Origin of the sequence: Kitasatospora sp. NPDC056184 (genome assembly GCF_042268405.1) — a bacterium.
Classification (GTDB): domain Bacteria; phylum Actinomycetota; class Actinomycetes; order Streptomycetales; family Streptomycetaceae; genus Kitasatospora.
Map to the genome: position 1 here is coordinate 1 of NZ_JBHJUI010000022.1, position 18,893 is coordinate 18,893.

The 18,893-nt window shown below is 73.1% G+C and carries 17 protein-coding genes, 5 tRNA genes and 1 pseudogene; 16 read left to right on the forward strand and 7 right to left on the reverse strand.

Translation table 11 applies throughout. The features are described 5' to 3' along the window. Window positions 1-91: pseudogene (locus ACFC0B_RS31710) on the reverse strand (roadblock/LC7 domain-containing protein); the annotation flags it as partial. A gap of 10 nt (window positions 92-101) precedes the next feature. Then, window positions 102-3,857, reverse strand: a complete 3,756-nt coding sequence (locus tag ACFC0B_RS31715) for a nitrate- and nitrite sensing domain-containing protein (protein ID WP_376093639.1) — start codon at window positions 3,855-3,857, stop codon at window positions 102-104. 686 nt (window positions 3,858-4,543) lie between these two features. Here ACFC0B_RS31715 and ACFC0B_RS31720 point away from each other — a divergent pair. The 8 genes from ACFC0B_RS31720 to ACFC0B_RS31755 all read left to right on the forward strand — a co-directional run bounded on the left by ACFC0B_RS31720 (window position 4,544) and on the right by ACFC0B_RS31755 (window position 7,993). Continuing rightward, window positions 4,544-4,765 (forward strand): hypothetical protein, encoded by a 222-nt coding sequence (locus ACFC0B_RS31720; RefSeq protein ID WP_376093642.1) that lies wholly within the window; start codon window positions 4,544-4,546, stop codon window positions 4,763-4,765. Between the two features lie 205 nt (window positions 4,766-4,970). Beyond that, complete coding sequence (locus ACFC0B_RS31725; RefSeq protein ID WP_376093645.1) at window positions 4,971-5,771, forward strand: fumarylacetoacetate hydrolase family protein; 801 nt, start codon at window positions 4,971-4,973, stop codon at window positions 5,769-5,771. Then, the gene (gltX, locus tag ACFC0B_RS31730) at window positions 5,764-7,260 is read left to right on the forward strand and encodes a glutamate--tRNA ligase (protein ID WP_376093648.1); all 1,497 of its coding nucleotides are present in this window, start codon (window positions 5,764-5,766) and stop codon (window positions 7,258-7,260) included. The genes ACFC0B_RS31725 and gltX overlap by 8 nt, the downstream gene beginning before the upstream one ends. A 226-nt stretch (window positions 7,261-7,486) precedes the next feature. Next, window positions 7,487-7,558: transfer RNA gene (locus ACFC0B_RS31735), tRNA-Gln, on the forward strand. A 42-nt stretch (window positions 7,559-7,600) separates the two neighbouring features. After that, window positions 7,601-7,673 (forward strand) — tRNA-Glu (locus ACFC0B_RS31740). 27 nt (window positions 7,674-7,700) lie between these two features. After that, a tRNA-Glu gene (locus ACFC0B_RS31745) sits at window positions 7,701-7,773 on the forward strand. Between the two features lie 26 nt (window positions 7,774-7,799). Then, window positions 7,800-7,872 (forward strand) — tRNA-Glu (locus tag ACFC0B_RS31750). 46 nt (window positions 7,873-7,918) lie between these two features. Then, window positions 7,919-7,993, forward strand: a tRNA-Gln gene (locus ACFC0B_RS31755). Window positions 7,994-8,146: 153 nt separating this feature from the next. Here the strand turns inward: ACFC0B_RS31755 and ACFC0B_RS31760 are convergent. Continuing rightward, window positions 8,147-8,860: an IclR family transcriptional regulator gene (locus ACFC0B_RS31760; protein ID WP_030306825.1), complete on the reverse strand. Its 714-nt coding sequence runs from the start codon at window positions 8,858-8,860 to the stop codon at window positions 8,147-8,149. 231 nt (window positions 8,861-9,091) lie between these two features. Between ACFC0B_RS31760 and leuC the strand changes: the two genes are divergently transcribed. From leuC to ACFC0B_RS31780, 4 genes are all read left to right on the forward strand, one after another. Beyond that, window positions 9,092-10,513 carry a 3-isopropylmalate dehydratase large subunit gene (gene leuC / locus ACFC0B_RS31765; protein ID WP_376093651.1) on the forward strand — a complete coding sequence of 474 codons (1,422 nt, stop codon included), beginning with the start codon at window positions 9,092-9,094 and terminating at the stop codon, window positions 10,511-10,513. 5 nt (window positions 10,514-10,518) lie between these two features. Continuing rightward, window positions 10,519-11,115 carry a 3-isopropylmalate dehydratase small subunit gene (gene leuD / locus ACFC0B_RS31770; protein ID WP_376093654.1) on the forward strand — a complete coding sequence of 199 codons (597 nt, stop codon included), beginning with the start codon at window positions 10,519-10,521 and terminating at the stop codon, window positions 11,113-11,115. A gap of 183 nt (window positions 11,116-11,298) precedes the next feature. Continuing rightward, a complete protein-coding gene (locus ACFC0B_RS31775) occupies window positions 11,299-11,646 on the forward strand; it encodes a hypothetical protein (protein WP_376093657.1) in 348 nt (115 codons plus the stop codon). 133 nt (window positions 11,647-11,779) lie between these two features. Continuing rightward, entirely contained in the window at window positions 11,780-12,535 is a 756-nt protein-coding gene (locus ACFC0B_RS31780) for an HU family DNA-binding protein (RefSeq protein WP_376093660.1), read from the forward strand. 110 nt (window positions 12,536-12,645) lie between these two features. Here ACFC0B_RS31780 and ACFC0B_RS31785 read toward each other — a convergent pair whose 3' ends face one another. Both ACFC0B_RS31785 and cofC read right to left on the reverse strand, forming a co-directional pair. Next, window positions 12,646-12,867: a hypothetical protein gene (locus ACFC0B_RS31785; protein ID WP_371517044.1), complete on the reverse strand. Its 222-nt coding sequence runs from the start codon at window positions 12,865-12,867 to the stop codon at window positions 12,646-12,648. 43 nt (window positions 12,868-12,910) lie between these two features. Then, entirely contained in the window at window positions 12,911-13,609 is a 699-nt protein-coding gene (cofC, locus tag ACFC0B_RS31790; protein ID WP_376093664.1) for a 2-phospho-L-lactate guanylyltransferase, read from the reverse strand. Window positions 13,610-13,822: 213 nt separating this feature from the next. Between cofC and ACFC0B_RS31795 the strand changes: the two genes are divergently transcribed. The 3 genes from ACFC0B_RS31795 to ACFC0B_RS31805 are packed head-to-tail and all read left to right on the forward strand — an operon-like array spanning window position 13,823 to window position 16,848. Beyond that, complete coding sequence (locus ACFC0B_RS31795) at window positions 13,823-14,650, forward strand: lysophospholipid acyltransferase family protein (RefSeq protein WP_376093667.1); 828 nt, start codon at window positions 13,823-13,825, stop codon at window positions 14,648-14,650. Beyond that, complete coding sequence (locus tag ACFC0B_RS31800) at window positions 14,647-15,648, forward strand: NAD(P)H-dependent glycerol-3-phosphate dehydrogenase (protein WP_376093670.1); 1,002 nt, start codon at window positions 14,647-14,649, stop codon at window positions 15,646-15,648. Before ACFC0B_RS31795 ends, ACFC0B_RS31800 begins: the two co-directional genes overlap by 4 nt. Window positions 15,649-15,705: 57 nt before the next feature. Beyond that, entirely contained in the window at window positions 15,706-16,848 is a 1,143-nt protein-coding gene (locus ACFC0B_RS31805; protein WP_376093673.1) for a D-alanine--D-alanine ligase family protein, read from the forward strand. A 66-nt stretch (window positions 16,849-16,914) separates the two neighbouring features. On the opposite strand, the gene ACFC0B_RS31810 is transcribed toward ACFC0B_RS31805, so the two are convergent. Continuing rightward, window positions 16,915-17,433: a DUF3515 domain-containing protein gene (locus ACFC0B_RS31810; protein WP_376093676.1), complete on the reverse strand. Its 519-nt coding sequence runs from the start codon at window positions 17,431-17,433 to the stop codon at window positions 16,915-16,917. 20 nt (window positions 17,434-17,453) lie between these two features. Beyond that, a complete protein-coding gene (locus ACFC0B_RS31815; RefSeq protein WP_376093679.1) occupies window positions 17,454-17,687 on the reverse strand; it encodes an Lrp/AsnC family transcriptional regulator in 234 nt (77 codons plus the stop codon). A 218-nt stretch (window positions 17,688-17,905) separates the two neighbouring features. Here ACFC0B_RS31815 and ACFC0B_RS31820 point away from each other — a divergent pair, with 218 nt between their 5' ends. Next, a complete protein-coding gene (locus tag ACFC0B_RS31820; RefSeq protein WP_376093682.1) occupies window positions 17,906-18,871 on the forward strand; it encodes a thiamine-phosphate kinase in 966 nt (321 codons plus the stop codon). The last annotated feature ends 22 nt before the right edge of the window (window positions 18,872-18,893 follow it).

Genomic DNA, 18,893 nt, shown 5'->3' on the forward strand with positions numbered 1-18,893 from the left:
CCGCGGAGACCACCACCGTGTGCGACACCCCGGGGGTGTTGTCCACGAAATTGGTGATCAGCCAGTTCAGGTTCTGTGCGGCCTGGCTCATCTGATTCAAGTCAACGCTCCTGATGATCTGCGGCGTTGCCGTCGGTCCGGCCCCCGAAACTATCGAACCCGGGCTGCTGGGCACCATGGTGGAAACCGGCCTGGTTGCCCTGTCCCTGGGTGCTCTGGCCCTGGTCGGCCTGTCCCTGGCCGCCCGGCGCCTGGCCGGCCGCCTGCTCGGCACCGGCCCGGCGGCCCTGCTGGATGCCGCGGCGCAGGTTGGTGAGGCGGCCGCGGACCTCCTCGGGCGCGCGGGAGACCTGCGGGCCGGTCAGCGGGGACGCCTCGGCGGTCCCGGAGACCAGGTTGGCCTGCGGGGTGCGCCGGGGGAGGCCCGACATGGTGACACCGCTGGTCGACGGCTCGCGGACCTGCTCGGCGCGGCGCCAGCGCTCGTCGTTGGCGGACGGGCGCCACGGGGCGTCGCCGGGCTGCGGCTGCGCGGCCTGCTGCTGCGGCTGGGACTGAGGCTGCTGGGCCTGCGGCGCCTGCTGCTGGGCCGACTGCTGCGGGGCCCGGGCGGCCTGCGGACGGTCGGCCTGCGGGGCGGGCCCCTCCGGCTCGTGACCCGGGGCGGTGGTGCCGGGGCGGCGCGGCTGGTACGGGCGCGGCCGGCTCTGCTGCTGGGCCGGGCGGCCCTCCTCGCGCTGCCGGCCCTGCCCGGCCGGCGCCCCGCCGTCGGACGGCCCGGTGGGCAGCGCCATCGGCTCCTGCCGGACGGGAGGCTGCTGCTGGACCGGCTGCTGCGGGGCCTGCGGCTGCTGCGGACGGGCGGCCTGCTCCGGACGGACCGGGTTGGGCATGGCCGGCAGCACCGGCTCCACCAGGCCGAGGCCCAGCGGGTCGCGCGGGTCGATGTCGCTGGCCTCGAACCGGGGGCGTGCGAACTGCTGGGTGCTCTCCACCGGGGCGGGCTCGGCCGCGGGCAGCGGCTGGGCCGGCTGGACCTTCGGCAGCGGCTGGGTCTGCTGGAGCGACTGCTGCCGGTCACCCGGCGCGGGGCGCTGCGGACGGCCGCCCTGGCCCTGCTGCGGGCCTTGGGGACCCTGCGGGCCCTGTGCGGCCTGCGGCGGACGGCCCTGGCCGGGCCGCTGACGCTGCGGCAGGCCCTCCTGCGGGCGCTCGCCGGGGCGGGCGCCCTGCGGCGCGCCCGGACGGCCCGACTGGTCGGCCCAGCCGTGCTGGGGCTGCTCGCCGCCGCGGGCGGCGGGGACGCCGTCGCCCTGCGGACGCTCCTGGCCGGGGCGGCGTCCGCCCGGGCCGCCCTGCTGCGGGGCGCTCTGCTGCGGGCTGCCCTGCTGCTGGCCGCGGCGGGGCAGACCGCCGGGGCCGCCCTGCTGCGGGCCCTGCCGACCCGGGGTGCGCTGCGGCAGACCGCCCTGCTGGTTCTGGCCCTGCTGGCCGGGCGCCGGCTGGGTGGGACCCTGCTGGCCGGGCCCACCCGGACGGCCGCCCTGCGGCGAGGGGTTCTCGCGCAGCGACTGGCCGGCCTGGCGGGTCGGCAGGCCGCCGCCCGCACCGGGACCGCCCTGGCCGCCGGACGGACCGGGGCCGCCCTTGCCGAGCTGCGGCCGGCCCTGCGGGGCACCGCCCGCCGGAGCCTGGCCGAGCGCCGCCGGGCCGCCGGTGCGGCCGCCCTGGCCACCCTGGCCGGCCGGGACCTGGCGCTGCTGGCGCGGCGTCGGGGCGACCCCGCGCTGCTGCTTGGGCTGGCCGCCGCTGGGGCTGCCGGGACGGCCGGGGCCGCGGCGGTCGGCGGAGTTGGTGACGTCCACCGGGAGCATGACCAGCGCGGTGGTGCCGCCGGAGTCGCTGGGACGCAGCTGGATGCGGATGCCGTGGCGCAGCGACAGGCGGCCGACCACGAAGAGGCCCATGCGGCGGGAGACGGAGACGTCCACCGTCGGCGGGTTGGCGAGGCGTTCGTTGATCTCGGCGAGGTCGTCGGGGCTCAGGCCGATGCCGGTGTCGTGGATCTCGACGAGCACCCGGCCGTCCGGCAGCGCGTGGCCGGTGACCCGGACGCGGGTCTGCGGGCTGGAGAACGAGGTGGCGTTCTCCAGCAGCTCGGCGAGCAGGTGGACGAGGTCGTTGACGACGCGGCCGGCGACCTCGGCCGAGGGCACGGCGGCGAGCTCGATGCGCTCGTACTGCTCCACCTCGGAGGCGGCGGCGCGGAGCACGTCGACCAGCGGGACGGGGCGGGTCCAGCGGCGGCCGGGGTCCTCGCCGGCGAGGACGAGGAGGTTCTCGCCGTTGCGGCGCATGCGGGTCGCGAGGTGGTCCAGCTTGAAGAGGTTGGCCAGCTGGTCCGGGTCGGCCTCGCGGCTCTCCAGCTCGGAGATGAGCGACAGCTGGCGCTGGATGAGGCCCTGGCTGCGGCGCGAGAGGTTGGTGAACATCGCGTTGATGTTGCCGCGCAGCAGGGCCTGCTCGGCGGCGAGGCGGACGGCCTCGCTGTGCACCATGTCGAAGGCGTGCGCCACGTGGCCGATCTCGTCCGCGGAGTCGACGCCGACCGGCTCGACGGCGACGTCCACGTCGTGCGGGTCGGTCTCGGAGAGCGTCTTGACCAGTTCCGGCAGCCGCCGCTCGGCGACGTCCTCGGCCGCGGACTGCAGACGGGTCAGCGAGCGCACCATCGAGCGGGCGATCAGACCGGCGCCACCGAGGGCGACGAGCAGCACGAGCGCGACGGCGGCACCGATGATCAGGGCCTCGGTGTCGGCCTGGGACTGCAGCTCCTGGGCCTTGCCGTCGAGGTCCTCGATGAGCTTGGACTCGATGCGGCGCTCGGCGGCGATCTTGGCGGTGGACTGCTCGTACCAGTCCTTGTAGCTGACGACCTCGCTCTGGTGGATGCCGCTCTGCTGGAGGATCGAGCGCGCGTAGCGGTCGGCCGCGGCGACCACCGAGTTGTAGCTCAGCTGGCCGCGCAGGTTGTCGAGGTCGCGCGAGGTGTAGATGTTGTTGAAGCCCTGGAGCGCGTTGTCGTAGGACGCGCGCAGGCGGATGCCGAAGGACTCGTCGCTCAGGCTGAGGTCGGGGCCGCCCGGGTTGGCGAGCGCGGCGCTGATCAGCGCGCGCTGCTGGGAGGTGGCGTTCTTGGCGAGCGAGAACTGCTGCAGGGCGCGGGTCGCGCGGACCAGCTCGCGGTTGTTGGACGCGAGCGCGATGTCCTGGGTGATCGACAGCAGGTCGCGGATGATCACGTCGTACGCGGTGATCGTCGCCTGGATGTTCTGGTTGTTCTGGTACGGGTTGCCGCGCGCGTCGGAAACCGAGTTCAGGTCCTTGCGGATCTGGAAGAGCAGCGCCTTGCCGCCGGAGAGCTCCAGGTTCTCGAACTTGTCCGAGGACGCGGTGAAGGTGCGGCTGAGGTCGTCGGTGACCTTGCGGGCGGCGACGATGTCGTCGTCCAGCGGCGCGTTCGGCACGTTGATCTTGGCGGTGATCGGGCCCGCGCTGATGTCCCGCTCGTTCTGCAGGGCGTTGGCGAGGTCGGTCGCCTTCTTGGCGAGGTCCGAGAGGTTGGCCATCTGGGCCAGCTGCTGCGAGGTTTCGAGCGAGGTCTGGATGCGCAGGCCGCCGAGGACCAGCGCGACCAGGACCGGGAGCGCGAGCAGGGCGATCAGCTTGCTGCGGATCCGCCAGTTGCGCATGGCGAGGCGGCTCATGCCCTTGGCGCGCCGGCGGGTCAGGGAGCTGCGGAGCTTGCCGCGGGTCGACTTCCGCTCGCCGCCGTCCTCCTCCGGCCCGCCGATCACATCGGGTGCCGGTTCGGCCGGGCTGCCGGGGGCCGCCGCCGGCTGGGGGGCTGCCGCGGGTTCACGCGACTCCGGGTCACCCGCGGCGCCGCTACCCCTTTTGAAACGTCCCTGCACTGGCGTCGCAACCTCTGGACCGGGCGTCCCACCGCGTTGCCGCGGCCTGGACGGTGTCGAGTTTCCATCCGCACCCCGGCCGGTCCGGGAGAGCGGGTCACCGGGGTGGACAGCTCCCTACCCACGGTCCGTGGCATTCCAGCACAGCCGGGGAATCCCAACAAGGGCGGACGGGGCACATCGGACGGCACTACTCACCGCGCGCAGGAACTCACCGACTGTGCGGCAAACGGACCCGAATACCACCTTTTTCGGACACTCGCCGGATACATGCCAAGCGGGGTCGAGATCAACGGGATGGGCGGAGCTTCGGGTATGACCGATATTTCCGATATGCCAGTAAAGGTCGATGCGGCGATATGTCGGATATCTGAGATATGTTCCGTTATTTGTGACGAAAATCACAGATGAATGTGTAGCTTTGGTCACGGTGACTGTGGAAAGAGATCCGTAACCTTGCTGTTTCCGGAGCACGGCCTCGATCAGCCTGCCCAGAATCTCCCCGAATCACTCAGGCCGGGAGCCGATCGCGGTCGGTCGCCCGGCCGCGACCTTGAGGTGCTGACGAGATGTCCCAGGCGAACACGGCCACCAGCTCCACGCCGACCAGCCGCTCCACCGCGAACCCGCGCCGGACGACGCTGGCCTCGGTCGAGGACTTCGGCCGGATCCCCGGCGCCCGCACGTCCGAGGACGTGGCGACCTACGCGACCGAGCTGCCGGCCGCCACCGCGAACCCGCGCCGCACCCAGCTGACGGTCGCCCCGGCGGTGAACGTCCCGCGGGACTGAGGCGTTCCGCATACGCCCCGACGGGCGCCGCCACTGCGGTGGCGGCGCCCGTTCGTCGTGGTGGGGGCTGTTGCGGAGCGGGCCGGGCCGGGACCCGCGCGATAGCCTGGCAGCGATCGAGCGGGGCCGGGTCCGCAGTGGACCCGGCACCCACCAGCGCCCGGGCGCGCCCCGGGCGGCCGTCGAAGCGAGGGGTAGCCCAGCCGTGCGCATTGCCAGGTTTTCCGTCCGGGAAGGGAGCCCTGCCGCGGGCAGCGTCTCCTTCGGTGTGGTCGAGGGGGACCCGGCCCGGCCGGAGTCGCTGGTGGTCCACGCCCTGGCCGGTCACCCGTTCGGCCAGCCCCAGCCGACCGGCGAGAGCTACCGCTTCCAGGACGTCCGGCTGCTCAGCCCGATGCTGCCCAACAAGATCGTCGCGGTCGGCCGCAACTACGCCGCGCACGCCGCCGAGCTGGGCAACGCCGTCCCGGACGTCCCGCTCACCTTCTTCAAGCCCTCCACCTCGGTGATCGGCCCGACCGAGAGCATCGCGTACCCGCCGTTCTCCTCGGACGTCCAGCACGAGGCCGAACTGGCCGTGGTGATCGGCCGGATGTGCCGCGAGGTGCCGCTGGAGCGGGTCCCCGAGGTGATCCTCGGCTACACCTGCGCCAACGACGTCACCGCGCGCGACGTCCAGCAGCGCGAGGGCCAGTGGGCCCGCGCCAAGGGCTTCGACACCGCCTGCCCGCTCGGCCCGTGGATCGAGACCGACCTCGACCCGTCCGACCTCGCCGTCACCTGCACGGTCAACGGCGAGCTCCGGCAGGCCGGCCGCACCTCGCAGATGGTCCGCTCGGTGGCCGAGCTGATCGTGCACATCTCCGAGGCCATGACGCTGCTGCCGGGCGACGTCGTGCTCACCGGCACGCCCGCCGGGGTGGGCCCGATCGACGTCGGCGACGAGGTCGCCGTCACCGTCGAGGGCATCGGCACCCTGGCCAACAAGGTGGTCAAGCGTGGCTGACGCGCCGGCCGTGCGGGTGCGCTTCTGCCCGTCCCCGACCGGCAACCCGCACGTGGGCCTGGTCCGCACCGCCCTGTTCAACTGGGCCTTCGCCCGCCACCACGGCGGCGCGCTGGTCTTCCGGATCGAGGACACCGACGCGGCCCGGGACTCCGAGGAGTCCTACGAGCAGCTGCTCGACGCGATGAAGTGGCTCGGCTTCGACTGGGACGAGGGCCCGGAGGTCGGCGGCCCGCACGCGCCGTACCGCCAGTCGCAGCGGATGGACGTCTACGCCGACGTCGCCCGCCGGCTGCACGAGGCCGGCCACGCCTACCACTGCTACTGCTCCACCGAGGAGCTGGACGCCCGCCGCGAGGCGGCCCGCGCCGCCGGGAAGCCGTCCGGGTACGACGGCCACTGCCGCGACCTGACGGACGACCAGCTCGCCGTCCATCGGCTGGAACGGCGCCAGCCGATCCTGCGCTTCCGGATGCCGGACACCACCATCGCCTTCGACGACCTGGTGCGCGGCAGGCTCTCCTTCGAGCCCGAGAACGTCCCCGACTACGGCATCGTCCGGGCCAACGGCGCGCCGCTCTACACCCTGGTCAACCCGGTGGACGACGCCCTGATGGGCATCACCCACGTGCTGCGCGGCGAGGACCTGCTCTCCTCGACCCCGCGCCAGATCGCGCTCTACGCCGCGCTCGCCGACATCGGCGTCGGGGACGGCGGAACCCCGCGCTTCGGCCACCTGCCCTACGTCATGGGCGAGGGCAACAAGAAGCTCTCCAAGCGCGACCCGCAGGCCTCGCTCAACCTGTACCGGGAGCGCGGCTTCATCCCCGAGGGACTGCTCAACTACCTGTCGCTGCTCGGCTGGTCGCTCGCCGAGGACCGCGACGTCTTCACCGTGGACGAGCTGGTCGCGGCCTTCGACATCGCCAAGGTCAACGCCAACCCGGCCCGCTTCGACCTGAAGAAGTGCGAGGCGATCAACGCCGAGCACCTGCGCCGGCTGGCCCCGGAGGACTTCGTCCGCCGCCTGGTGCCGTACCTGCAGGCCCCCGGCCTGCTGCCGGCCGAGCCGACCGCCGCGCAGCTGGAGCTGCTGGCGAAGGTGGCGCCGCTCACGCAGGAGCGGATGGTGGTGCTCGGCGAGATCGTCGGCATGGCCGGGTTCCTGTTCGTCGCGCCCGAGGACTTCGCCGTCGACCCGGACGACGCCGCCAAGGTGCTCACCGCGGACGCCCGGCCGGTGCTGGAGGCGAGCATCCGGGCGCTGGAGGCGCTCGGCGACTTCGGCCCGGAGCCGATCCAGGCCGCGCTGCGCGAGGCCCTGGTGGACGGCCTGGGCATCAAGCCCAAGTTCGCCTTCACCCCGCTGCGGGTCGCGGTGACCGGCCGGCGGGTCTCCCCGCCGCTGTTCGAGTCGATGGAGCTGCTCGGACGCGCCGAGACGCTGCGCCGACTGACCGCCGCTCTGGCGGCCCTCCCGGCGGCCTGACCTCGCCCGCGGGCCCGGTCGCGCGCCGGGCCCGCGGCCTTCCCGGACGTCACCGGACGGCCCCCTGCCCGCTGCCTGGGGTTATCGATTTTGGAGCCGGGGCGGACGTCGGGTAATGTTCTTTCTGCGCCGCCCGGGAGGGCAACGACGAGGGAGTGAAACCCTCGTCGGAGCCGGAGCGGGAGGCGCAAGCCCGAGCGGGGCCCCGACAGGGGTTCAACTCTGGTGGGGTATGGTGTAATTGGCAGCACGAGTGATTCTGGTTCATTTAGTCTAGGTTCGAGTCCTGGTACCCCAGCGCAGCACCGCGGTCCATCCGGACCGTACAATTCAAGAACAAGCCCCCGTTGTGTAGCGGCCTAGCACGCTGCCCTCTCACGGCAGTAGCGCCGGTTCGAATCCGGTCGGGGGTACTGGTTCCGCGAGGAACCGCCTGGAAAGCCCCCGTTGTGTAGCGGCCTAGCACGCTGCCCTCTCACGGCAGTAGCGCCGGTTCGAATCCGGTCGGGGGTACTGATCCCGCAAGGGATCGCCAGGAAGCCCCCGTTGTGTAGCGGCCTAGCACGCTGCCCTCTCACGGCAGTAGCGCCGGTTCGAATCCGGTCGGGGGTACCGAAGCACGAAGCCGATGGGTCTGCTCATCGGCTGATTGCTTTGTTGGGGTATGGTGTAATTGGCAGCACGAGTGATTCTGGTTCATTTAGTCTAGGTTCGAGTCCTGGTACCCCAGCCAGAAGAAGAGGAAGGCCCCGGTGTCCGGGGTCTTTTTTGTTTTCCCGGACCAGGGAATTCCCGCACCGACCCGAAGGGCCCCGCTCGGTATCGAGCGGGGCCCTTTCCGGTCGTCCGCGGGGGAGTGGGGGAACGGGTGGGCGGGGGTGGGGGGTCAGCTGCGGCGCAGGGCCTCGGTGAGGCGGTTGGCCGCCTCGATGATGGCCTGGGCGTGCAGCCGGCCCGGGTGACGGGTCAGGCGCTCGATCGGGCCGGAGACCGAGACGGCGGCCACGACGCGGTTGGAGGGGCCGCGGACCGGCGCCGAGACGGACGCCACGCCCGGCTCGCGCTCGCCGATCGACTGCGCCCAGCCGCGCCGCCGGACGCCGCTGAGCGCGGTGGCGGTGAAACGGGCGCCCTGGAGGCCGCGGTGGAGCCGCTCGGGCTCCTCCCAGGCCAGCAGGACCTGCGCGGCCGAGCCGGCCTTCATCGGCAGGGTGCTGCCGACCGGGACGGTGTCCCGCAGACCGGAGAGCCGCTCGGCGGCCGCGACGCAGATCCGCATCTCGCCCTGCCGGCGGTAGAGCTGTGCGCTCTCGCCGGTGACGTCGCGCAGGTGGGTCAGGACCGGGCCCGCGGTGGCGAGCAGCCGGTCCTCGCCCGCCGCGGCGGAGAGTTCGGACAGGCGGGGGCCGAGGATGAAACGTCCCTGCATGTCCCTGGTGACCAGGCGGTGGTGTTCGAGTGCGACGGCGAGTCTGTGGGCCGTGGGGCGCGCCAGACCGGTGGCGGCGACCAGCCCCGCCAACGTGGCGGGGCCCGACTCCAGTGCGCTCAGCACCAGAGCGGCCTTGTCGAGCACGCCGACGCCGCTAGAGTTGTCCATGCGCTAAGACTGCAGTCTCATTCCGCGAGACGCAAGTTCAATCTTCGGCGAAAAGCGCCACTCTGGATGCAGCAGCCCGGGAGACATCCAGGATGCGGCCCCGTCGAGGCGTCCGCATCGTGGACACCGATCCGGCGTGCAGGTCGCGTGAAGCGTGCCGCACAGGGCGGCGACAGCTTTGACCTCGACGACACGAGAAGGCCGGCAACGCGGCCGGCTGGAGGGAACCCGATGGGACGGACACTCGCAGAGAAGGTCTGGGACGACCACGTCGTGCGGCGCGCGGAGGGCGAGCCCGACCTGCTCTTCATCGACCTGCACCTGCTCCACGAGGTGACCAGCCCGCAGGCCTTCGACGGCCTCCGGCTGGCCGGGCGCACGGTCCGCCGCACCGATCTCACGATCGCCACCGAGGACCACAACACCCCGACCCTGGACATCGACAAGCCGATCGCCGACCCGGTCTCCAGGGTCCAGCTGGAGACCCTGCGCAGGAACGCGGCCGAGTTCGGCGTCCGGATCCACTCGCTGGGCGACGTCGAGCAGGGCGTCGTGCACGTGGTCGGCCCGCAGCTGGGCCTCACCCAGCCCGGCACCACCGTGGTCTGCGGCGACTCCCACACCTCCACCCACGGCGCCTTCGGCGCGCTGGCGTTCGGCATCGGCACCAGCCAGGTCGAGCACGTGCTGGCCACCCAGACCCTGCCGCTGGCCCCGTTCCGCACCATGGCGATCACCGTCGAGGGCGAGCTGCCCGAGGGCGTCACCGCCAAGGACCTCATCCTGGCGATCATCGCCCGGATCGGCACCGGCGGCGGCCAGGGCTACGTCCTGGAGTACCGCGGCTCGGCGATCCGCGGCCTCTCCATGGAGGCCCGGATGACCGTCTGCAACATGTCCATCGAGGCGGGCGCCCGGGCCGGCATGATCGCCCCCGACGAGACCACCTTCGCGTACCTCGAGGACCGCCCGCACGCCCCGCAGGGCGAGGACTGGGACGCCGCCGTCGCGTACTGGAAGACCCTGGCCACCGACGAGGACGCGGTCTTCGACCACGAGATCTTCATCGACGCCACCGAGCTGACCCCGTTCGTGACCTGGGGCACCAACCCCGGCCAGGGCGCCCCGCTCGGCTCCGCCGTCCCGGACCCGGCCTCCTTCGCCGACCCGCAGGAGCGGATCGCCGCCGAGAACGCCCTGGCCTACATGGGCCTGGAGGCCGGCACCCCGCTGCGCGAGGTGGCGGTCGACGCGGTCTTCGTCGGCTCCTGCACCAACGGCCGGATCGAGGACCTGCGCGCCGCCGCCGACCTGCTGCGCGGCCGCCGGATCGCCGACGGCGTGCGGATGCTGGTCGTCCCCGGCTCCGTCCGGGTCGCCCTGCAGGCCGTCGAGGAGGGCCTGGACAAGGTGTTCACCGCGGCCGGCGCCGAGTGGCGGCACGCGGGCTGCTCGATGTGCCTGGGCATGAACCCGGACCAGCTCGCCCCCGGCGAGCGCTGCGCCTCGACCTCGAACCGCAACTTCGAGGGCCGCCAGGGCAAGGGCGGACGCACCCACCTGGTCTCCCCGCAGGTCGCCGCCGCGACCGCCGTCCTGGGCCGCCTGGCGGCGCCCGCCGATCTGGTGGCCGACGCCGCCGTGGAGGTCTGAGCAGCATGGAGAAGTTCACCACCCACACCGGCCGGGCCGTGCCGCTGCGCCGCAGCAACGTCGACACCGACCAGATCATCCCCGCCCACTGGCTCAAGAAGGTCACCCGTTCCGGTTTCGAGGGCGGGCTGTTCGAGGCCTGGCGCAAGGACGAGTCGTTCGTCCTCAACCGGCCCGAGCGCCGGGGCGCCACCGTCCTGGTCGCCGGCCCCGAGTTCGGCACCGGCTCTTCCCGCGAGCACGCCGTCTGGGCCCTGCAGAACTATGGCTTCCACGCGGTCATCTCCTCGCGCTTCGCCGACATCTTCCGCGGAAACTCGCTGAAGAACGGCCTGCTGACCGTGGTCCTCCCGCAGGAGACCGTCGAGCGGCTCTGGGAGCTCACCGAGGCCGACCCGGCCGTCGAGATCACCGTCGACCTGGAGGCCCGCGAGGTGCGCGCCGAGGGCGTCACCGCGTCCTTCGAACTGGACGACAACGTGCGGTGGCGGCTGCTCAACGGCCTGGACGACATCAGCATCACCCTGTCGAACGAGGCCGACATCGCCGCGTTCGAAGCGCGTCGCCCCTCGTTCAAGCCGCGTACCCTGCCGGTGGCCTGAGATCCCGTTCTGAACAAGCATTCTGACGAACCGCCGGATGGCCCGCTCCCCCTCGGGGGGGCGGGCCATCCGGCGTTCCGGGGCGGGAGTTGTGCCCGCCCGCCGCCCCCGGATTGGGGATTCGGTTTTGCGACAGAGGGCCCCGCAGCATGCACAACTGCGCGTAGATGGCACAATCAGTGCATGCACCGGCACCATGAACCTCCGTACGCGGGCGGCCAACCCGCGTCACCGGAGTCCACGGGCCGGGGATCCGAACGCCGAATTGACGATCGGCCGTACGCGGCAACCTCACCTGCTGAGGGGCCGGACGACCCGGAAGTCGCAGCGCTCTTCGCGCTTGTGGCCGAGCGGTTGAAGCAAGCTCACGACCGCGTGCATGCGCTGAACGTGTCTGCCGATGCAAAGACCGCTCTCACCCGTCAACTGCTCATCGTCACCGAGACCGCCAAGCGCGATCTTCCGGAGGCGGCGCGGCGGTTGAGTCGCTTTGTGCAGGACCTCGACGAGGGGCGCCCGCCCGTCGACTGAGGTCGCCGACGCGCAAATCCATTGCGACACTAGGGTGATTCGCGCGTTTGGTAATTGAAAGTCCGCAGATACATACCTAACGTGCGAAATGAACGGATGGAATCATCCGGCGCCCGTTTCCGAAGGGGAAGACGTGAACAAGGCTCAGCTTGTCGAAGCGGTGGCCGAGCAGCTGGGCGGTCGCAAGGCTGCCGCAGAGGCCGTCGACGCAGTGCTCGACACCATGGTGCGCGCCGTCGTGGCCGGCGACCGCGTTTCGGTCACCGGTTTCGGCACCTTTGAGAAGGTGGAGCGCTCCGCGCGCTTCGCCCGCAACCCGCAGACCGGCGAGAAGGTCAAGGTCAAGAAGACCTCGGTGCCCCGCTTCCGCCCCGGCCAGGGCTTCAAGGACCTGGTCAGCGGCGCCAAGAAGCTGCCGAAGGAAGGCCCCTCGGTGAAGAAGGCCCCCAAGGGCTCCCTCACCCCGGGCAAGAGCGGCGTCGCCGCGACCCCGGCCGCCAAGCGGGCCGCCACCAAGCGCGCCGCCACGGCCGCCGCCGCCGCTGCCGCCGCGACCCCGGCCAAGAAGGCCGCCGCCAAGAAGGCGACCGCCACCAAGACGGCCGCCGCCCCGGCGAAGAAGACCACGGCCGCCGCGAAGAAGGCGACCGCCGTCAAGAAGACCACCACCGCCGCCGCGAAGAAGACCACCGCGACCGCGACCAAGAAGACCGCGGCCGCCGCCAAGAAGGCGACCGCCACCAAGACGGCCGCCACCAAGACGGCCGCCGCCCCGGCGAAGAAGACCGCGGCCGCCGCCAAGAAGGCGACCGCCACGGCCAAGAAGACGGCGCCGGCGAAGAAGACCGCCACCCGCAAGACCACCGCGCGCAAGACTTCCGCCAAGTAGTCGCCGCGCGTCCTCGCCGGACGGCCTTCGAGAGCCGCGGCGCCGCCCGCCCCTGGAATTCCGGGAAGGGCGGTGCCGCGGCTCTTCGCTTTTCGCGGGATTTCCCGGGGTCAGCCCGCGGCCGGGTCCGGGAAGGTCTGCAGCGTCACGAAGACCACCCGGCGCGCCTCGCCGGTGCCCTCGGTGCGGATCCGCACCCGCTGGCCCGGGCGCAGCAGCCGCAGGCCGCCGGCGTCGAAGGCGGCCGCGTCGAACGGCACCGGGGTCCCGTCGTCGAGCAGCACGGAGCCGGCCCGGGTGGCGGGGTCGAAGGTGAACGCGGTGGCCTGCATGGCAGCAGCATAGCGAGGGCCGCCGACAGTGCCGGGCGCCGTCTCAGCGCGGCCGCGGCAGATAGCCGAGCCGGACGGCCAGCGAGCGGGTGTGCGGGCCGACGCCGAGCGCCAGCGCCTCGGCCAGGTCCTCCCCGGTGTCGACGTCCCGGCGGACCGACTGCACGCCGGGCAGCAGCAGTTCGCGGGCGCCGCCGGCCGCGTGCCGGGCGCGCGAGCCGTCCCCGAACGCGGGAGCGAGTGCGCTGCCCGGGGTGCAGGCCAGCAGGGTGGTGCCCAGCCCCGGGGCGTCCGGCAGGAAGGCCCGGCCGGTCGCGGGCACCGCGCCGAGCACCCGGCCCAGCTCGGCCGGACGCAGCGCGGGCAGGTCCGCCGAGAGCGCGGCCAGCGGCGCGCGGGGCGCGAGGACCAGCGCGGCCGCCGCGCCGTGCGCCAGTGCCTCGTTGAGCCCGCCGCCGCCGGGCTCGTCGTCGACCACCAGGGCGCCGAGCGCGGCCAGCCGCGCGCCGGCCGCGGCGTCGCGGGTGACCACCAGCACCCGGCCGACCCCGGGCGCGGCCAGCGCGGCGGAGACGGTGTCCGAGGCGAAGGCGAGCGCCAGGTCCGGGCGGTGCGGGCCGGCGAACGGGGCCAGCCGGGACTTGGCCCGGGCCAGTTGCTTGAGCGGCAGCACCAGCGACCACCCGGCTGCGGGTGCTGCGGGCGCGGCGGGCTCGCTGGGGCGTACGGTGTCCTGGGTCATCGGCGTCATTGTGACGCTGGTCCCGGAGCCCTCGCCAGGCCGTCCGAACTGTGCGGACGTGCGTTTGATCACGCCCGTGCGACGGGCGGGCGAGGTTGCTCGACAGCCGGTGAGCGGTCGGGCGAGACTGTTCCGCGCCCGTGCCCCGAGAGGTCGCGGAAGCGCGATCGACCGCGGCACCCCAGCGTGCCGCACGGATGAGGAGGACCTGGGGTGGCCCGCCGCTCGTACGCCAGCTTCGGCAACGCCGACTACGGCTTCTGGTACCGCTTCGCGGCCGTGCTGGTGAAGCCGGTGACGACCGCCCTGGTCAAGCCGGACTGGCGGGGCTGGGAGCACCTCCCGAAGGAGGGCGGCTTCATCGCCGCGGTCAACCACAACTCGATCATCGACCCCGTGGTGTACGCGCACTGGCAGTACAACAGCGGGCGGCCGCCGCGGATCCTCGGCAAGTCCTCGCTGTTCTCCGTCCCGTTCATCGGCTTCATGCTCCGCAAGACCGGCCAGATCCCGGTGTTCCGCGAGTCGACCGACGCGGCGCAGGCGTTCAAGGCGGCCATCGACGCCGTCGACCGGGGCCAGTGCGTGCAGTTCTACCCGGAGGGCACGCTCACCCGGGACCCGGACCTGTGGCCGATGACCGGCAAGAGCGGTGTCGCCCGGGTGGCGCTGATGACCGGCGCGCCGGTCATCCCGGTCGCCCACTGGGGCGCCCACGAGATCATCCCGCCGTACGGCAGAGGCGGTTCGGGGAAGTCCAGGTTCAACCTCTTCCCGCGGCACCGGGTGGTCGTGGCGGCCGGCCCGCCCGTCGACCTGAGCAAGTACCGGGGCCAGGAGCTGACCTCCCAGGTGCTCAGGGACGCCACCGAGGACATCATGGAGGCGATCACCGCCGTGCTGGCCGGCATCCGCGGCGAGGAGCCGCCCGCCGAGCGGTACGACATGCGGGAGGCCGCCAGGAAGCGGGCCGCCGCCGCGGCGGCCCGCCGGCCGGACCGGGCCCGCGGCACCGACGAGAACGGGGAGGGCGCCAAGTGACCCGCTGCGCCGTGTTCGGCACCGGCTCCTGGGGCACCGCGTTCGCGATGATCCTGGCGGACGCCGGCTGCGAGGTGACCCTCTGGGGCCGCCGCCAGGAGTTGGCGGACGCCGTCAACGCCACCCACACCAACCCGGACTACCTGCCCGGCGTCCGGCTGTCCGACGCGATCCGGGCCACCACCGACCCCGCCGAGGCGCTGGCCGGGGCGGACTTCGCGGTGCTGGCGGTGCCCTCGCAGACGCTGCGCGAGAACCTGGCGGCCTGGGCGCCGCTGCTGGAGCCGCAGACCGTCCTGGTCAGCCTGATGAAGGGCATCGAACTCGGCACCGTCAAGCGGATGAGCGAGGTCGTCGCCGAGGTCGCCGGGGTCGGCCCGGAGCGGATCGCCGTGGTCAGCGGACCGAACCTGGCGCGGGAGATCGCCAACCGGCAGCCGGCCGCCAGTGTGGTCGCCTGCACCGACGAGGCGGTCGCCAAGCGGCTCCAGGCGGCCTGCCACACGCCGTACTTCCGGCCGTACACCAACACCGACGTGATCGGCTGCGAGCTCGGCGGAGCGGTGAAGAACGTGATCGGCCTGGCGGTCGGCATGGCCGACGGCATGGGGCTGGGCGACAACACCAAGGCGACGCTGATCACCCGCGGGCTCGCCGAGACCACCCGGCTGGGACTGGCGCTCGGTGCCGAGCCCTACACCTTCGCGGGGCTGGCGGGCATGGGCGACCTGGTGGCGACCTGCTCCTCGCCGCTCTCCCGCAACCACACCTTCGGCATCAACCTGGGCCGGGGCATGTCGCTGGCCGAGACCATCGCGGCCACCCGGCAGACCGCCGAGGGCGTCAAGTCCTGCGAGTCGGTGCTCGACCTGGCCCGGCGCAACGGCGTCGACATGCCGATCGTTGAGGCGGTGGTGGACGTCGTCCACAACGGCCGGCCCACCCAGGAGGCGCTGCAGGCGCTGATGTCCCGCTCGGCCAAGCCGGAACGGCGCTAGGCGGGCCCGGGTCGGTCGCCGCTCGGCGACGGGCCTCGGGGTACCCTTCGTCGCGATATGAGCATCGAACAGACCTCCCAGAACCCGTCCGCGAAGCCGCGGGTCGCCGTCGTGTTCGGCGGCCGCAGCTCCGAGCACGCCATCTCGGTCTCGACCGCGGGCAGCGTGCTGAAGGCGATCGACCGCGACAAGTACGAGGTGCTGCCGATCGGCATCACCCACGAGGGCCGCTGGGCGCTGGTCAGCGACGAGCCGGCCCGGATGGCCATCACCGACGGCCGCCTGCCGGACGTCGACCACGTCGCCGAGTCCACCGAGGGCCAGGTCGCGTTGCCGGTCGGCCCGGGCAGCCGCGAGGTGGTCTGGAGCGAGCCCGGTACCGCCCCCAAGGCGCTCGGCGAGGTGGACGTGGTCTTCCCGCTGCTGCACGGGCCGTGGGGCGAGGACGGCACCCTGCAGGGTCTGTTGGAGCTCTCCGGCGTGCCGTACGTCGGCAACGGCGTGCTCGCCAGCGCGGTGGGCATGGACAAGGAGTTCACCAAGCGCCTGCTGGCCTCGCACGGCCTGGGCGTCGGGCGCTACACCGTGGTCCGGCCGCGCGAGTGGGAGACCGAGGAGGGCCGCGCCGCCGTCCGCGAGCGCGCCTCGGGCCTCGGGCTGCCGCTGTTCGTGAAGCCCTGCCGGGCCGGCTCCAGCATGGGCATCACCAAGGTCAAGGACCTGTCCGACCTCGACGCCGCGATCGAGGAGGCCCGCCGGCACGACCCCAAGCTGATCATCGAGGCGGGCGTCTCCGGCCGCGAGATCGAGTGCGCGGTGCTGGAGGGCGAGGACGGCCCGCGGGCCAGCGTCCCGGCCGAGATCCTGGTCGGCGGCGGCTACGAGTTCTACGACTTCGAGGCCAAGTACATCGACTCCTCCGAGGTCCGGATCCCGGCCGAGCTCTCCGCCGGGGAGACCGCCGAGATCCGCCGGCAGGCGATCGCCGCGTTCGAGGCGCTCGGCTGCGAGGGCCTGGCCCGGGTCGACTTCTTCCTGCTGGAGGACGGCAGCTGGATGGTCAACGAGGTCAACACCATGCCCGGCTTCACCCCGATCTCGGCCTACCCGAAGATGTGGGAGGCCACCGGGCTGTCCTACCCGGAGCTGATCGACCGGCTGCTCCAGGCGGCGCTGCGCCGCTCGACCGGCCTGCGGTAGCCGCGCGAACGGACGGAGGGCGGTCCCGGAACCCCGGGACCGCCCTCCGCGTGCGCCGGGGCGCGGTCAGGGGATGGCGGCCTTGACCACGTCGGAGAGCGCGGCGGCGGCGTCCAGCGGGTTGCCGGTGGCCCCGCCGGGGACGGTCACCTCGACGAAGGCGGCGCGCTGGGTGGCGGTGAAGCGGTAGCCGCCGTCGCCGAGTTCCTCCGGCCACCAGGTGACGTCGTTGACCGTCGGCGCGATCTCCGCCTGCTTCTCGTCGACCAGTCCTTCGGGGTGCGGCACGCCGCAGCGCAGCACGATGCGCGGCGAGGAGTCCCAGGCGGCGACGTACGGGGAGGCCGGGGAGGGGTCCTTGCGGGCGTGGCCCAGCAGCTGCTGGGGCAGGGCGGCGGCGAGCGCCCGGCAGTACTCGGCCGCCTTGCCGCGCGGCTGGGGCGTCTCGACCTTCGCCTCGACCGGGTCGCTCCAGCTGCCGATCAGCACCACGACGGTGCAGGTGAGCGCGATCGGCACCGCCAGCCACCGGACGGGGGCCGGCAGTGCCGTGACGAAGCGGGGGGCTCGGGATTCTCGGGTCACCCGCCGATGGTATGCGCGCCTTACAGGTGGACGACCGGACAGGTGAGGGTGCGGGTGATGCCCTCGACCTGTTGGACCTTCGCGACCACCAGGCGGCCCAGGGCGTCCACGGTGTCCGCCTCGGCCCGGACGATCACGTCGTACGGGCCGGTGACGTCCTCGGCCTGGATGACTCCGGGGATCTTGGCGATGGACTCGGCGACGGCGCTGGCCTTGCCGACCTCGGTCTGAATCAGGATGTAGGCCTGTACCACGGGGACCTCCCGGCGGCTGGGTACGGGGATCACCGCCGTGACCGCCCGCTCGGGCGTCGGGTGGGAGAACGGGGCTCACGGCAGACTGATCACCACGCTACCTCCCGGCGGGCCGGGGAGGGGAGACCTCCGTGCCTTCGGAGGGCGTACGCTGCGCGCGGAGGCGGCATGGCCGCAGGACGTACGCGCCCCGCCGGGCGCAACCGAGAGGACGGCAGATGCAGGGGACCGTGGGCGAGCTCGGCGAGTTCGGACTCATCAGGGAGCTGACCGCCCGGGTACCGCTCACCGACGCGGTCGACCTCGGCCCGGGCGACGACGCGGCCGTGGTGAAGGCCCCGGACGGCCGGGTGGTGGCCACCACGGACGTGCTGATCGAGAACCGGCACTTCCGCCGGGACTGGTCCACCGCCTACGACGTGGGCCGCAAGGCGGCCGCGCAGAACCTCGCCGACGTGGCCGCGATGGGCGCGGTGCCGACCGCGCTCCTGCTCGGCCTGGTCGCGCCGGCGGACCTGCCGACCACCTGGGCCACCGAGCTGATGGACGGGCTGCGGGACGAGTGCCAGGTGGCCGGCGCGACGGTGGTCGGCGGTGACGTGGTGCGCGGCGACACCATCACGCTGGCCATCACGGCGCTCGGGGATCTCCAGGGGCGCGCGCCGGTGACGCGCGCCGGTGCCCAGGTGGGCGATGTGGTCGCGGTCACCGGCTGGCTCGGCTGGTCGGCGGCCGGCCTGACGGTGCTGCAGCGCGGCTTCCGCTCGCCGCGGGCCTTCGTCGAGGCGCACCGCCGCCCGGAGCCGCCGTACCACGCGGGGCCGGCCGGGGCGGAGCTCGGCGCCACCGCGATGATCGACGTGAGCGACGGGCTGGTCGCCGACCTCGGGCACGTGGCCGGGGCGAGCGGGGTGGACATCGACCTGCGGGCGGCCGACTTCGACGTGCCGGCGCAGATGGCGGACATCGGCCAGGCGGTCGGGGTCGACCCGCTGGTCTGGGTGCTGTCCGGCGGCGAGGACCACGCGATCGCCGCGACCTTCCCGCGCGGGGTCCAACTGCCCGCCCGCTGGCGGGTGGTGGGCGAGGTCGTCGGCCGGGCCCGGGCGGCCCGCGGCGGCCGGGTGACGGTGGACGGCGAGGCCTGGGACCGGGTCGGCGGCTGGGACCACTTCGCGGAGTGACAACCCTCGCGCGCGCCGCCCC